Source organism: Saccharothrix coeruleofusca (assembly GCF_014648515.1).
GTDB lineage: Bacteria > Actinomycetota > Actinomycetes > Mycobacteriales > Pseudonocardiaceae > Actinosynnema > Actinosynnema coeruleofuscum.
The window spans coordinates 85,197-98,068 of the sequence record NZ_BMRG01000018.1; the positions used below are offsets into that span (position 1 = coordinate 85,197).

Here is a 12,872-nt window from a genome sequence, read left to right on the forward strand (position 1 = left end):
TCACACCCCTTTCGCCGCGGTGCGCACGAACAGCGCGCACAGCGCGTCCAGGCGGTGCAGGTTGTCCGGGGTGAGCTCGGCGGCGTCGACCTCCACGCCGAGCTCCTCCTCGGTCCGCTCCACGATGGTGACCACCCGGAACGAGCTGAAGGTGGGCAGGTCGGACAGGTTGCCGGTGGCGGCCAGCGTGGCGGCGTCGACCGCCAGCACGGATGCCGCCGTGTCCCTCACGAGCTCTTCGACGCGGTGCTGGTCCACTGTGCCTCCCAAAGCGATCCGGTGGTGTCGGCGCGCAGCAGTTCGGCCAGTCGGTCGTGCAGACCCGGTGGGGCCTGCCTGCCGCGCTGGAGCCTGCGCAGCGCGATGTAGGCGCGTTCGGCCAAGTCGGACCAGCGGCGGGCGTCTTCGGCGGCCCGCGCCGCGCCCTCGGGCCGGTGATCGTCCAGCCACCGCGCGTGCAAGGCGTGCGACCTGGCCAGCAGCCACGTCTCCAGGGCCAGCGCGGTCACCGCCGCGAGCTGGTCGGGGTGGTGGCGGTAGGCCAGGGTGTAGCTCTCGACCGCGGCCCTGGTCTCGGCCGAGCGGAAGTGCTCGGCGTTGGCCGCGAGGACCCGGTCGGGCGAGGGACCGGACGGCTCCCGCGGCCACGTGCGGAAGACCCGCACGGCCAAGCCGCGCAGCGCGTCCACGGGCAGGGGCAGCCGGACCGGTCGGGCAGCGCCCCACGGGGTGTCGTTGTGGTAGGCGTCCAGCACTACCGGAACACCGTTGTCGACGTGCACGAGGAAGCTGTGCTCCATGTGCTGGCGCTGGTAGTAGGGAACCCACGGCAGTTCATGCGCGTCGGCCAGGACGTAGAGGACTCCGCGTGGGTCGTCGGTCAGGTCGGTGTCGCCGGGGAGCTCCTCCGCGGCCACGCCGAGGTGGGTGCGCGCCGCGTCGAGCCGGTGGGACGTCGTGGGTTCAACGGTCGGCAGGCCGTCCACGCGGCGCGGCCGGAAGCGCAGCGGACCGCCCAGCGCGCGATGCGCGCCCGGCCCGTGGTGCAGGTCGGCCAGCACGGCCAGGTTGACCAGTACGCAGTCGAACAGCTCGGCGGCAACGCCCGCCATGGCCCTCTCCGGCGTCACGGCGCGTCCACGAGCGCGTCGGACTCCACCCTCGGCAGACAGGCGGTCGCGGCGCGCAGGTCTTCGTCCGCGGGGCTCTCGTCCGCCAGCTCACCCTCCAGGTGCTGCTCGTAGGCCCCCAGGTCCAGGTACCCGTGCCCGCTCAGGCACACCAGCACGCCCGCGCGGGACCCGTCGCGGGCCGCCCGCGCGGCGGCCGCGAGCGCGTGCCCGGACTCCGGTGCGGGCAGGGTGGACTCGGTGGCCGCGAACAGCCGTGCCGCCTCCATCGCCGCGCGCTGGTCCACGGCGACGGCGTCGATCTGGCCGTGGTGCCGCATGGCGCTGATCAGCTTGGCCGCGCCGTGGAAGCGCAGACCCGCCGAGTGCCCGTCGGGAATCGAGTACGAGCTGCCCACGGTGTACATGGCCTCCATCGGGCCGGTGCCGGTGGCGTCGGTGTGGTCGTAGGCGTAGACGCCTCTGCTCAACTTCGGACAGCTGCTGGACTCCGCCGCCAGCAGGCGCGTGGACGCGCGTGCGCCGACTGCCTGCTCGGCGAAGAAGGGCAGCGCGATGCCGCCGAAGTTCGACCCGGCTCCCACGCAGCCCACCACGGTGTCCACTTCGGACCGCAGCTGCGTCATCGCCTCCTGACCGATCACGGTCTGGTGCAGCAGGCTGTAGGTCTCCCCGCTGCCGATGGCGAACGCGCGGCCCTCCGCGCGCCCGGCGTACTCCACAGCCTCGCCGATCGCCAGCGACAGCCCGTTGCCGCGCCGCACGTGCCTGCCCACCTCGGTGAGGTCGCTGGGGCTGCCGTGCACCCGTGCGCCCAGCACTCGCATCAGCGAGCCGCGGTAGGGCTTGCGGCGCAGGCTCTCCCCGACCATGAACACGGTGCAGCGCATGCCGAACACCCGGCAGGCGGCGGCCAGCGCGGTGCCCCACTGGCCCGCACCGGTGCCGGTCACCAGTTCCCGGACTCCCGCCAGCCGGTAGTAGTGGGCCTGCGCCAAGGCGGTGTTGAGCTTGTGGCTGCCGGAGATGTTGCCGCCCTCGTACTTGACGTGGATCGGAGCTCTGGCTCCGACGGCGCGCTCGAACGCGCGGGCACGCCACAGCGGTGTGGGTCGGTAGCGGGCGTACTGCTCGCGGACCCGCTCCGGTATCGGCCAGTGCTCGACGCCGCTGACGCTCTGCCGCACCAGCTCCAGCGGCAGGTTGACCCCGACCCCGGTGTCCGCGCCATGGCCGCGTTCGGGCAGGTGGTCCGCGGGCAGTCGGTAGCCCAGGTGCGGCAGCGCGTTGCGCCACGTGACCGGCATCTCGGTGGTCATCCGGTCGCCTCCTCGGTGCCGGTGGCGCCCGACGCGCACGCCGAGCCGACCAGGTCGACGAGGTCGCCGACGGTTTCGAAGCGGCGGCCCACGAACAGGTCGTCCGGCAGCCGCACGTCCAGCTCGTCCTCCAGGTGCACCAACATCCCGACGAAGCCGAAGGAGTTGATCCGCAGCGTGCCGCCGTTGAGCGGTTCGTCCTCCCCGATGTCCTCGGCGGACAGCGGGGAGCGGGACTCGCGCAGGACCAGTCGCCGCACCACCGCGCTCACCGCCTCCCGCGTGCTCCGCCCCACCTGCCGCGAAATCTTCACCGGCCCGCGCTGCTCGGCATCGACGGTGGCGGGCTTCCCGGCCCGGTGGTCCTCGCGCGTGGCGCCGTTGCCGTGCACCACCCAGCTGTGCGTCAGCAGGGCGTCGAGGGTGACGGGTCCGCGCACGTGGAGGCGGCCGGTGCTGATCGACAGCTCCGGCCCCAGCCCCATGGTGGGACCGTCGTCCAGCCGCAGTGATCCGTTGACCACCAGGCAGGCGGCGTCGACCCGCGCGCAGAACCGCTCCGCCACCGCGGTGTCCGCGGTGATGACCCCCTCGGTGTGCCCGGTGCCGTAGCGCCGGATGTGGCGCACGGCCTGGTCCAAGCCGTCCACCGGGCGCAGGGCCAGCGTGCGGTCCAGGAACTCGCGGCCGTTGTCGCCGTCGTCGGCCACGTCGATGTCCACGCCCGAGGCCACTGGCGCGAACCGCCGGACCTGGTCGGGCGGCAGGCGCAGCGCGAAGCGGGGGGTGCCCGGCTCGGCGGCCCGGCGCAGCAGCGCCGCCACCAGTTCACCGGCCACTTCGCCGTCGACCAGCACCGTCTCCACCGCGGTGCAGCCTGCGGGCTGGGGCAGCTTGCTGTCCAGCACCAGTTCCGCGGCCAGCTCCACATCGGCCGCGCGGTGCACGTAGAGGTGGTTGACCCCACCGCCGCTGGCGATCACCGGGATGCGTGAGTGCTCGGCGCAGTAGTCGATCAGCGTCGGGCTGCCGCGCGGGATCAGCGCGTCGATCCGGTCGTGCCGCTTGAGCAGTTCCCGCAGCAGCGACCGGTCGGGGTCGTCGAGCACGTGGGCCAATCCGGGGGGAAGTCCAGCGTCGCTCAACGCGCTCGCCACCGTCCCGGCCATGACGCCGTTGGTGCGGGCCAACTCCTTGCCGCCGCGCAGCAGGACGGCGTTGCCCGCGCTGATCGCCAGCAGGGCCGCTTCGACGGTCACCGTGGGACGTGCTTCGTAGACGGCCAGCAGCACACCCAGCGGTTTGGGCAGCCTGCGCGTCACCACACCGGATGCGCCGCGCAGCTCAGGGCCGGGGGCCAGCGCCGAGGGCAGGTGGGCCGCCACCTGCCGGGCCAGCTCGCCCAGCCAGCTCAAGTCTTCGGGGTCCAGGCGCATCCGGCCCAGCAGCGCCTCGGGGTGTCCCCGCTGCCGCGCGACGGTCAAGTCGGATTCGTTGGCGCGCAACACCTCGTCCCAGTCCCGGCACAACCGCTCATGCAGCAGCCGGGGTAGCGCGAGGTAAGCGGCATCGCCGGGGGCGGGGGCGTCGGCCAGTGCTCGGTGCGCCGAGTCCAGCATCTGTTCGATCACGGACCGGTCCTCTTCTCTGGCGCCCGCGTCGGCGCCGAAAGTCGTCCCCACGACCAAAGCGCAGCGCCGCTCGTGCGCTCAACGAGGCGGCACGTTGCTGCCACCGGAGGGCACTGGCAGGAACTGCCGGTCCGGTTGGCGCTCGGCGCGACCGAACCGCACGGTGGGGGAGCGCTGCGCCGAGCAGGGCTCGCGACGGGAGGACTGGAGCGCCGATGAACAGCCACCGCGAACAGCTCACCGCACCGCGGATCGACCAGGAGAGGCTGCGCGAAGTGCTCGGCCACTTCGCCACCGGGGTCGCCGTGGTGACCTCCGTGAGCCCCTCGGGCGATCTGGGCATGACGGTCAACTCCTTCACCAGCGTTTCCCTGTCCCCGCCACTGGTGCTGGTCTGCGCGCGCCACGAGTCCCGGACCGGTCGGGGCATCGAGGAATCCGGGGCGTTCGCGGTCAACGTCCTGTGCCGGGACCAGGAGGAGCTGTCCCGTCGGTTCTGCGGCCCCGCGGAGCACCGATTCGACGGCGTGCCGGTGCGCGCCGGGCGCTCCGGCGCGCCCGTCCTGCGCTCCGCGCTGGCCTACTTGGACTGCTGCCTGGAGGAGGCGGTGGAGGCAGGCGACCACCGCATCCTGATCGGACGTGTACTGGAAGCGGGTTCCAGGGGCGACGAGGAACCGCTGGTCTTCTTCCGCGGCGCCTACTGGTGAGCACCGGTGTTTCGACCCTCCAGCGCGAGGTACCCCACCGGACCGGGGAGGTGCGTGATGACGGAGCGGGCCGCCGAGCGTGAACCGCTGGGCCGGGTGGTGCGTCCCGTGGTGCCCCTGGCCGTCGCCGACTTCGCGGACGGGATGGCCTTCGGTGCACTGGCCGTGTCGATCGGCCTCGGGGTGCTGGCCCCGGTGGTCATGTCGCTGCTGGTGTTCTCCGGCAGCGCCCAGTACGGCGCGATCGCGGTGCTCGGCCACGACGGCTCGCTGTGGGCCGTGGTCGGCACCGCCGCCGCGCTCAACGCCCGCTACCTGCTGATGGGCACCACCATCGCGCCCGCGCTGACCGGATCGCCCTGGTCCAGGGTCGGTCGCGCGCTGCTGATCACCGACGGGTCGTGGGCCGTCGCGCACCGAGGTGGTGGTCGCTACGACATGCGGGTGCTCACCGTCGCGGGGCTGCTGTGCCTGTGCGGCTGGACGGCGGGCACCGCGCTGGGGGCCGTGCTGGGTGGCGCGATCGGCGACCCCGCGCGCTTCGGTCTCGACGCGGCGTACCCGGTGTTCTTCCTCGGCCTGCTGCGGTCCCAGCTGACCAGCGGACGGGCGTGGTCGCTGGCCGCGGTGGGAGTGGCGGCCGTGGCCGGACTGGCCCCCTTCACACCACCGGGCATCCCCGTGCTGCTCGCGGGCGCGGCCGGGGCGGTGGCGGGCGCGGTCCTGGGGGCGCGGCGGTGACCGGGGTGTGGTGGGTGGTCGCGGCGCTGGCGCTGACCTCGGTCGCCCTCCGCGTCGTGCTGCCGCTGGTCCTCGGTGGTCGCGAACTGCCGGGATGGCTGGGAGCGGCGCTGTTGAACGCCGGTCCGGCGCTGCTGGCCGGTCTGGTCGTCATGCTGCTGTGGCCCAGCGGTCCGCAGGTAAGCGCGTTCCGCACGCTGACCGCGCTGGCGGGTGTCAGCGTCGGCGTGGTGCTGCTGGCCGCCAAGCGCTCCATCCTCACCGCCATGGCAGGGGCCGCGCTGGTGAGCGCCCTGCTGCGGTTGCTGCTGTCCTGACGTCCCCCGACCCGACGACGCGGTCGAGCTCCGGCGCTGCCCCCGATCGGCTCAGCATGAGTTTTTCGGGCTTTTCCGCCGGGTAAACAGTACTTGATCTCACGTTTGGATAACTTTTCCACGTCTGGGGGAAACGATGTCGCTGGAAAGCGTCGGCCTGACCGAGCTGGACATGCGGGTGTACCGGTGCGTGTCCCACCACCCCGGCTGTTCGCTCGGCGGACTGGTGGTGTCCGCCGGTCTCCCCCGACCCGCCGTCGAGGCCAGCCGTGACCGGCTGGTCGAGATGGGTCTGCTGGTCACCGGCGAGCAGGAGGGCATGCAGGTCAACCCGGTCGGTCCGGAGCTGGTGGTGGAACGGCTGCGCGCCGACATCGACGTCGAGTACAACCAGCGCCGCAAGCAGGCCGCCGGGTTGCACGGCGAGCTGAGCCGGATCGTCGGTGAAGGGCTGTTGTCCGGTGTGGACGGCACGAGTTCCCCGGTGGAGGTGCTCACCAACTCGGGGGCCACCCACGTCCAGCTGCTCGCGCTCATCGGGCACACCCGGCACGAGCTGCTGAGGATGTGCGCGACGTCCGGCGACGCCGACGCGCTGCACTCCGCCGGACGCGAGCTCAAAGGGGTTCGCCCAGGCGTGGACGTCCGGCTGATCTGCCCCTCCTCGTCCCTGCTCACCAGCCAGGCCCGCTCGCTGGACGGCCTGGACAGCAATGCCATGCGCGTGGTGAGCAGCCCACCCGTCGGGTTGCACGTGTTCGACCGCCGCGTGGCGTTAGTGGAGGGCGACTCAGCCGACACGTGGTTCGTGGTGCACGGACACGCGCTGGTGCGAGTGTTCTACGCGCTGTTCGACACGTGGTGGAGCCTGGGCCGCGCGGCACCGGCCGGGAGCGAACCCGGCGGAGTGGACGGGGTGCGCCCCACGGGCGAGGACCTGGTGCTCCTGCAACACCTCAGCGATGGCGCCAAGGACGAGAACGTGGCCAGGCAGCTCGGCTTGTCGGTGCGCACGGTGCGGCGCAAGATCTCCCACCTGCTGGAGCGGCTGGACGCCACCAGCAGGTTCCAGGCCGGTGTGCTGGCCGCCCGGCGCGGCTGGATCTGAGCACCGGCAACGCGCGGCCCACTTCGTGCCGGCTGCCTGCCCTGACCACTACGTGCCGCCGCGTTGAGCGCGGCGCCGCGGTGGACTTGGCTGAGGGGAGCCGACACAGTGAAGGAGGCAGATCCGTGCCGACACCCGCGTTCGACTCGATCCTGTTGCGACACCTGAGGTTCGCCCCGGACGGCCAGCCGCTGGAACCGGACGCCTCGCTGCGCGAGCTGGGGCTGGACTCCATGCGGTCCGTGGAACTGCTGTTCGACCTGGAGGACCACTACCAGGTCACGCTCGACGAGGAAGCGCTCAACGCCGCGACGTTCGCCACGCCGCGCTCGCTGTACGACGCGGTGCTGCGCGCGGGCGGCTCCGAGTCCGGCGCGCTGGCCTCTTGAGCTGTCCGGTGGCCGTCCACGTGGGACGCGGTGGTGGTGGGCCGGTGCTGGCGGTGCTGTGCACGGCGCAGTTCCTGGTCGTCGCCAACATCACCCTGGTCACCATCCTGCTCCCCGCCCTCCAGCGGGACCTGGGTTTCGCGGGCGGCGGTGTGCAGTGGGTGGTCAGCACCTACACCCTGACCTTCGGCTGCAGCCTGGTGATCGCGGGCAGGCTGGCCGACCTGTTCGGTCACCGCCGCGTCCTGGGCGCGGGGCTGTGCTCGTTCGCGCTGGGCTCGCTGGGATGCGGGCTGGCGGGGCATCCCGCGGTGCTGCTGATTTCGCGTGGTGCGCAGGGCTTGGGCGCCGCGGCGGTCGCCGCCGCCGCGCTGGCTCTGCTGATCCGCCAGTTCACCCGTGATCGCCCGCGAGCGCTGGCCTGGTGGTCGGCTTCCCAGGCGCTCGGCGGCGCCTCGGGCTGGTTGCTGGGTGGCGTGCTCAGCGAGGTCGTGGGGTGGCGGGGGGTGTTCCTGGGCAATGCCGCCCTCGCGCTGCTGTGCGCGGTGCTGAGCCCGCTGCTGATGCCTGTGGGCAGCAGGAGCGCGCGCCGGGTCGACGTGGCGGGCGGCGCGCTGATCACCCTGGCGATGTTCCTGCTGGTGCTGGGCCTGACCGAGGCGGCGGACCCGCGCACCGGTCCCGCGCTGCTGGCCGGGGGCGCGCTGGCACTGGTCGGGTTCGCGCTGGTGGAGCGGCGCGCCACCGACCCGGTGGTGCCGCTGGTCGCGCTGCGGTCCCGCTCGCTGGTGACCGGGACCGCGGTGATCGCGCTGATCAACGCCATCACCACGCCCGTGCTGACGTTGTGCGCGTTGCACTTGCAAGGCGCCAGGGGCGTCGGCGCGGCGTGGTCGGGTGCGCTGTTCGTGCCGTTCAACCTCGCGGTGATCGCCGGTTCGGTGCTGGCCGCCCGGCGCGTCGGCGGGCGGCGCGGCGCCCGCTTGGCGGTGATGGCCGCCGCGGTGGGAGCCATCGCGGCGGGTGCGGGCGTTCTGGTGCTGCTGCCCTCCACCGGAGCGTTCGTGGTGCCCGTCCTGGTCGGGTTCGCCCTGCTGGGCCTGGGTGGTGGGAGCGCGTCGGTGGCGGCCAACGCCGAAGGCACCGCGGGGATCGCACCGGGAACGGCCGACGAGCGCGGGGGAGTGGCAGGCGGATTGCTCAACACCGCGACCGAGTTGGGCGTGGCGTTGGGGATGGCGGTGTTCGTCACGGTCGGCACCGGCCAAGGCGGCTTGCGCGCCGCGCTGACCGCCGCCGCCGGGACGGGGCTGCTGATCGCGCTGGGGCTGCTGGTCCTGGCACGACGCCAGGTTCCCGCCGCGATGGCGGTTGACAGCTAGCGGCCGGGCGGCGGAGCACCCCCGGCCGGTGCGCTTGTGCCGGAGTACCACCCTCATACGGGCTTTGGAGGTTCGATGTGCACGGTCGGGTTGATGTGCGCCGACAGCCGGATGGTGTCGGCTCTCCGCTCCGCGCTGGAGGGGTTGCCGGGGACGCGGGTGCGTCTCCTGCCGCCGGAGCGGTCCGCTCCCCCACCGGAGCGGCTGGACGTGCTGCTCACCGATGACGTCACCGACGTGGCGCCACCCCCGGCCACGCTGGTGCTCGTGGTCTCGACCCGCGACGCGGGTCCGGTGTTCGCGGCGGACATGGTGCTGGCGGCGATCACCGCCATCGCACGGCTGCGCGGGCGTGAGCCGGGGACCTCGTTGTCCCAGCGGGAGCGGCAGGTGCTGCGGTTCATCGCGGACGGCCTGACCCAGGACCAGACCGCGCGCAAGCTGGGGATCAGCCCGCACACGGTGGACACCTACGTCAAGCGGGTGCGCGGCAAGCTGGGCCTGGGCAACAAAGCCGACCTGGTCCGCGCGGCGATGACGCTGCCAAGCGCACCGGAGACGCTGTGCGCCCGGTAGCCGTGCGGCCCGATGGGGCGCTGCTGTCCTGCTACACCGCGGCAGTGGCCGAAGCGCTGTGGCGGCGGGGCGGGGACTGGGCCGCCGCGATCGGACTCGGATCGGTGCTGGCGATTCGGCCGGAGGGGGAGTTGTTCGCCTTCCGGCACCACAGCACGTCGTTGCGCCCGCTGCTCGCGCCCGACCTGCACCGCACCGGGGCGGACGACGCGAGCGGACTGCTGACCGGGTTGTCGCGCGCCTACGAGCGGCACGGGTGGGTCATCGCTATCGCCGATGTCCACAACCTCCCGTGGAGCACGGGCCGGGGCCGCCGCCACGCGCCGCACTGGTGCGTCGTGGACGGCCGCGACGAAGGCCGCTGGCACATCACCGACCGCTTCACCATGCGCGACGCGGGAGGCGAACAACCCCCCTGGGAGGGCTGGATCTCCGACGAGCACCTGCCCGCGGTGCTGGCGACCGCGCCCGGCAGCCCCGAACAGCGGTTGCGCGACCGCTTCCCCTTCGGGGACGAAGAGCCGGAACCGGTGCGCTCCCGATACCAGTGGTTCGCCACAGGTGGGCACGCGGACCTGCGGCCCCGTGGTGAGTGGCTGTGCGGCGCGGCCGCCCTGCGGCGCTTGGCCGGGCACTACGCCGAGCGCGGGGCCGACCCGGCGGCCTACCGGCAGACCGAGGACCTCTGGGTGACGGCGCGGCACCGGCGGCTGCGACAGGTGGTGCTGCAGCGCGACGGTTCCCCGGAAGCGGGCAAGGCGCGTGAGCTGGCCGACACGTGGGAGCGGGTGCCGATGATGCTGCACTACGCCGAGGAGTCGGCGCGGCGCGGCAGGCCGAAGCTCACCGCGCTGCGCACCGCGCTGGAAGCGGTGACGCGGGAGGAATCACGACTGGAGGGTGATCTCGGTGGACGTTCTGGATGACGCGGGTCGGGCCGTGGTGGCGGTGCTGGTCGCCGAGGCCGCTCACCCGGTGGAGGTGGCGGTCCGGGCGGGCACCCCGCTCGCGGGCGGTGGACTGGAGCTGACCTCGCTGGAGCTGATGCGGGCGCTGTTCAAGCTGGAGGAGTCGCTCGACGTCGAGCTGGACGAGGCCATCTCGGACTCCGAGCTGCGCACCGTCGGCGACGTCGTGGAAGCCGTCCGGCGCAGCCAGGGCGGTTGAGCCGGAGCCCGGTCCGGTGCCCCTGGCACGCCACCTCCAGGGGCACCGGCAGCCGGACGCCTACCCGCGGTGGCCCGCGAGATCCCCGAGCGGGCGGTCCACGTGCTCCGCTGCTTCACCCAGCAACCACAGCACGTCATCGGTCAGCGCGACCGCCGCCGGGAACCCCGCACGAGGGCCGCCGAAGAACGTCCGCACCAGCGTCCGGTCGTCGCCGAAGTCGAACCGGACCGTGGTGCACGTCAGGTCGACGCCGGGACGGAACGTCCCCAGTTCGCGGGTCCGGTGGGTCACCTCGTCGCCCGCCGACCCCGCCACCGTGCCGGGCAACCGCCCGTCGCCCCTGGTCACGTGCAGTTGCAGGTAGTCCACCCGGTCCTGGCACAGCGAGTCGCCGAACGCGGGCACGTCCCCGGCCAGTTCCGGCACGCCGAGGTGGGAGTGCCGGAAAGCCCGGACGCAGGACTGCCACACCTGCCTGCCGTAAGAGCGCAGCGTCCGGGCCGGGTCGACACGGCACACCAGGGGCCGCTCGTTGATCAGGTATCCCACGACGTCCTCGGCGCCCGCGTCGCGCCGGGTGGACACCGGTGTCTGGATGGCGAACCGCTCCTGCCCGGTGCGCCGCCAGACCGCCAAGGACACCAGCGCGGCCACGGCGCTGAACGCGGAGACGTTGAGCAGACCGGACAGCTCGCGCACCGCCGCGGCCAAGGCCGGACCGGGGTGGGTCGAATCCCGCTGCGCGCGGACCTGCTCCTCGCCGTCGCCGTGCGGCATCAAGCCCCGCAACGGAGGCACGTCGGCGAAAGCCCTGGCCCAGATCGACTTCTCGCGCTCCGCGCGGGCCTGCCCGTCACGGGCGCGTGACCGGCAGAACTCCGGATAGCCGACCACCTCCGGTGCGGGACGTCCGGACCAGGCGCCCGTCAGCTCGCGGGTGATGACGCCCATCGAGTGGTGGTCGGTCACCAGGTGGTCGGCCAGCACCAGCAGCGACTGCCCGCGGCCGTCGCGGAAGAGCTCGAAGCGGGCGCGCCGGGACTCGTGCGGGCCGGACAGCTCGGCGTGGTACAGCTCGGTGAGCCGCCGCTCCAGCGCTGGTGCGACTTCCGGCACGTCCGACACCACGAGCTCCTGCGCGGCGGCGCCCAGCCACTGCGCGCGCGGTGGACGGCCGACCAGGCCCGCGCGCAGCGCCGAACGCCGGGCCAGCAGGTCTTCCACGGTCGAGCGCACCCGGTCGGGGCCCACCTGCGCGGGCACTTGCACATCGGTGGCCAGGTTGTGCGCCACACCGGGGCCGAGCAGGTGCTGGAAGAAGAACAAGCTGTGCTGCTCGGGGAGCAGGGGGAAGGGTTGCACCGCGAACCTCCTCGACGGGTGTCATCGGTTCCCCGGTGCGTACACCGCCGCGTTGTGGCGGAAACCCGTTGCGAGGTCCCGTGATTGCGCTACTGGCGCGCGGAGGTGGGAGGGGATCACGGTTGGTCCACACAACCCAACGCTGATCGGAGGGGCCGTGACGGCAGAGAGAGTGCTGGTCACCGGGGGGCGGGGTTACCTCGGCTCGGTGCTGACCCGTGAGCTGGTGCGGCGCGGCAGGCAGGTGGTCGTCCTGGACAACGGCGCCGTCGCCGGCCCGGCGTCCGAAGTGGACGGCGTGTCCCGCGTCGACGCCGACGTGCGGGTACCCGCCGACTGGGAGCACGTGCTGGCGGGAGTCGACGCGGTGGTGCACCTGGCCGCCATCGTCGGCGACCCCGCCTGCGGCGTGGATCCGGACGACGCGTGGGACGTCAACTACGTCGGCACCGTGCGCGTCGCCGAAGCCTGCCGTCGCAACGGGGTGCACCGCTTGGTGTTCGCCTCCACGTGCAGCAACTACGGGGCCTGCCGCGAGGAGGCCGACGTCTGGTCGCCGTTGAACCCGCAGTCGGTCTACGCGCGGTCGAAGATCCTGGCCGAGCACCACCTGCTGTCGGCCTGCTGCGATGGCTTCTCCCCGCAGGTGCTGCGCTTGGCCACGCTGCACGGGCTGTCCCCGCGGATGAGGTTCGACCTGGCGGTGAACGCGATGACGGCGGACGCGGTGGCCCTCGGCGAGGTCGTGGTGCACGGCGGTGATCAGTGGCGACCGTTCCTGCACGTGCGGGATGCGGCGCGGGTCGTGTTGCGGGCGCTGGATCGGCGGCCCGGACCGGGCGCGCACGTCTACAACTGCGGGTCCAACGACGAGAACTACCGGATGGACCAGGTGGGCGCGCTGATCGCCCGCGAGGTGCCCGGCGCGGCGCTGCGCGTCGAGCGGGACGTGGTGGACCCGCGCAACTACCGGGTCAACTTCGACCGCGCCCGGCGGGACCTGCGCTTCGACACGCGCAACCGGGTCGTGGACACGG

At 72.9% G+C, this 12,872-nt stretch carries 15 protein-coding genes; 10 read left to right on the forward strand and 5 right to left on the reverse strand.

What is annotated here, in order from left to right; genetic code table 11:
* Genes IEZ00_RS30100 through IEZ00_RS30115 form a run of 4 tightly spaced genes read right to left on the reverse strand, consistent with a single transcriptional unit; the run spans position 1 to position 4,080 of the window.
* Positions 1-231 carry a phosphopantetheine-binding protein gene (locus tag IEZ00_RS30100; protein WP_189226746.1) on the reverse strand — a complete coding sequence of 77 codons (231 nt, stop codon included), beginning with the start codon at positions 229-231 and terminating at the stop codon, positions 1-3.
* Positions 228-1,130 (reverse strand): hypothetical protein, encoded by a 903-nt coding sequence (locus IEZ00_RS30105; RefSeq protein WP_189226747.1) that lies wholly within the window; start codon positions 1,128-1,130, stop codon positions 228-230. Before IEZ00_RS30105 ends, IEZ00_RS30100 begins: the two co-directional genes overlap by 4 nt.
* The gene (locus tag IEZ00_RS30110) at positions 1,127-2,449 is read right to left on the reverse strand and encodes a TrpB-like pyridoxal phosphate-dependent enzyme (protein WP_189226748.1); all 1,323 of its coding nucleotides are present in this window, start codon (positions 2,447-2,449) and stop codon (positions 1,127-1,129) included. Before IEZ00_RS30110 ends, IEZ00_RS30105 begins: the two co-directional genes overlap by 4 nt.
* Positions 2,446-4,080 (reverse strand): glutamate-5-semialdehyde dehydrogenase, encoded by a 1,635-nt coding sequence (locus IEZ00_RS30115; protein ID WP_229796230.1) that lies wholly within the window; start codon positions 4,078-4,080, stop codon positions 2,446-2,448. Before IEZ00_RS30115 ends, IEZ00_RS30110 begins: the two co-directional genes overlap by 4 nt.
* A gap of 215 nt (positions 4,081-4,295) precedes the next feature.
* Here IEZ00_RS30115 and IEZ00_RS30120 point away from each other — a divergent pair, with 215 nt between their 5' ends.
* The 9 genes from IEZ00_RS30120 to IEZ00_RS30160 all read left to right on the forward strand — a co-directional run bounded on the left by IEZ00_RS30120 (position 4,296) and on the right by IEZ00_RS30160 (position 10,470).
* Complete coding sequence (locus IEZ00_RS30120) at positions 4,296-4,790, forward strand: flavin reductase family protein (protein WP_189226749.1); 495 nt, start codon at positions 4,296-4,298, stop codon at positions 4,788-4,790.
* A 57-nt stretch (positions 4,791-4,847) separates the two neighbouring features.
* Complete coding sequence (locus IEZ00_RS30125; RefSeq protein WP_189226750.1) at positions 4,848-5,531, forward strand: AzlC family ABC transporter permease; 684 nt, start codon at positions 4,848-4,850, stop codon at positions 5,529-5,531.
* Entirely contained in the window at positions 5,528-5,848 is a 321-nt protein-coding gene (locus IEZ00_RS30130) for an AzlD domain-containing protein (RefSeq protein WP_189226751.1), read from the forward strand. Before IEZ00_RS30125 ends, IEZ00_RS30130 begins: the two co-directional genes overlap by 4 nt.
* A gap of 136 nt (positions 5,849-5,984) precedes the next feature.
* Positions 5,985-6,956: a helix-turn-helix transcriptional regulator gene (locus tag IEZ00_RS30135; RefSeq protein WP_189226752.1), complete on the forward strand. Its 972-nt coding sequence runs from the start codon at positions 5,985-5,987 to the stop codon at positions 6,954-6,956.
* Between the two features lie 125 nt (positions 6,957-7,081).
* The gene (locus tag IEZ00_RS30140) at positions 7,082-7,345 is read left to right on the forward strand and encodes an acyl carrier protein (protein WP_189226753.1); all 264 of its coding nucleotides are present in this window, start codon (positions 7,082-7,084) and stop codon (positions 7,343-7,345) included.
* Between the two features lie 8 nt (positions 7,346-7,353).
* Positions 7,354-8,727, forward strand: coding sequence for an MFS transporter (locus IEZ00_RS30145; RefSeq protein WP_189226754.1), 1,374 nt, complete (start codon positions 7,354-7,356; stop codon positions 8,725-8,727).
* Between the two features lie 93 nt (positions 8,728-8,820).
* Positions 8,821-9,303, forward strand: coding sequence for a helix-turn-helix transcriptional regulator (locus IEZ00_RS30150; protein WP_229796231.1), 483 nt, complete (start codon positions 8,821-8,823; stop codon positions 9,301-9,303).
* On the forward strand, positions 9,291-10,229 hold the full coding sequence (locus IEZ00_RS30155; protein ID WP_189226756.1) for a hypothetical protein: 939 nt from the start codon (positions 9,291-9,293) through the stop codon (positions 10,227-10,229). The genes IEZ00_RS30150 and IEZ00_RS30155 overlap by 13 nt, the downstream gene beginning before the upstream one ends.
* Positions 10,213-10,470, forward strand: a complete 258-nt coding sequence (locus tag IEZ00_RS30160) for a hypothetical protein (RefSeq protein WP_189226757.1) — start codon at positions 10,213-10,215, stop codon at positions 10,468-10,470. Before IEZ00_RS30155 ends, IEZ00_RS30160 begins: the two co-directional genes overlap by 17 nt.
* A gap of 60 nt (positions 10,471-10,530) precedes the next feature.
* Here IEZ00_RS30160 and IEZ00_RS30165 read toward each other — a convergent pair whose 3' ends face one another.
* The gene (locus IEZ00_RS30165; RefSeq protein ID WP_189226758.1) at positions 10,531-11,835 is read right to left on the reverse strand and encodes a condensation domain-containing protein; all 1,305 of its coding nucleotides are present in this window, start codon (positions 11,833-11,835) and stop codon (positions 10,531-10,533) included.
* Positions 11,836-11,992: 157 nt separating this feature from the next.
* On the opposite strand from IEZ00_RS30165, the gene IEZ00_RS30170 reads away from it, so the two are divergent.
* A partial coding sequence (locus tag IEZ00_RS30170) for an NAD-dependent epimerase/dehydratase family protein (protein ID WP_189226759.1) occupies positions 11,993-12,872 on the forward strand: 880 nt, incomplete at its 3' end.

What these genes read in the sequence shown, in the direction of transcription:
- IEZ00_RS30125 (WP_189226750.1), top strand. Translation starts at nt 4,848, where the DNA reads ATGACGGAGCGGGCCGCCGAGCGTGAACCGCTGGGCCGGGTGGTGCGT.
- IEZ00_RS30150 (WP_229796231.1), top strand. Translation starts at nt 8,821, where the DNA reads ATGTGCGCCGACAGCCGGATGGTGTCGGCTCTCCGCTCCGCGCTGGAG.
- IEZ00_RS30110 (WP_189226748.1), bottom strand. Translation starts at nt 2,449, where the DNA reads ATGACCACCGAGATGCCGGTCACGTGGCGCAACGCGCTGCCGCACCTG.
- IEZ00_RS30120 (WP_189226749.1), top strand. Translation starts at nt 4,296, where the DNA reads ATGAACAGCCACCGCGAACAGCTCACCGCACCGCGGATCGACCAGGAG.
- IEZ00_RS30135 (WP_189226752.1), top strand. Translation starts at nt 5,985, where the DNA reads ATGTCGCTGGAAAGCGTCGGCCTGACCGAGCTGGACATGCGGGTGTAC.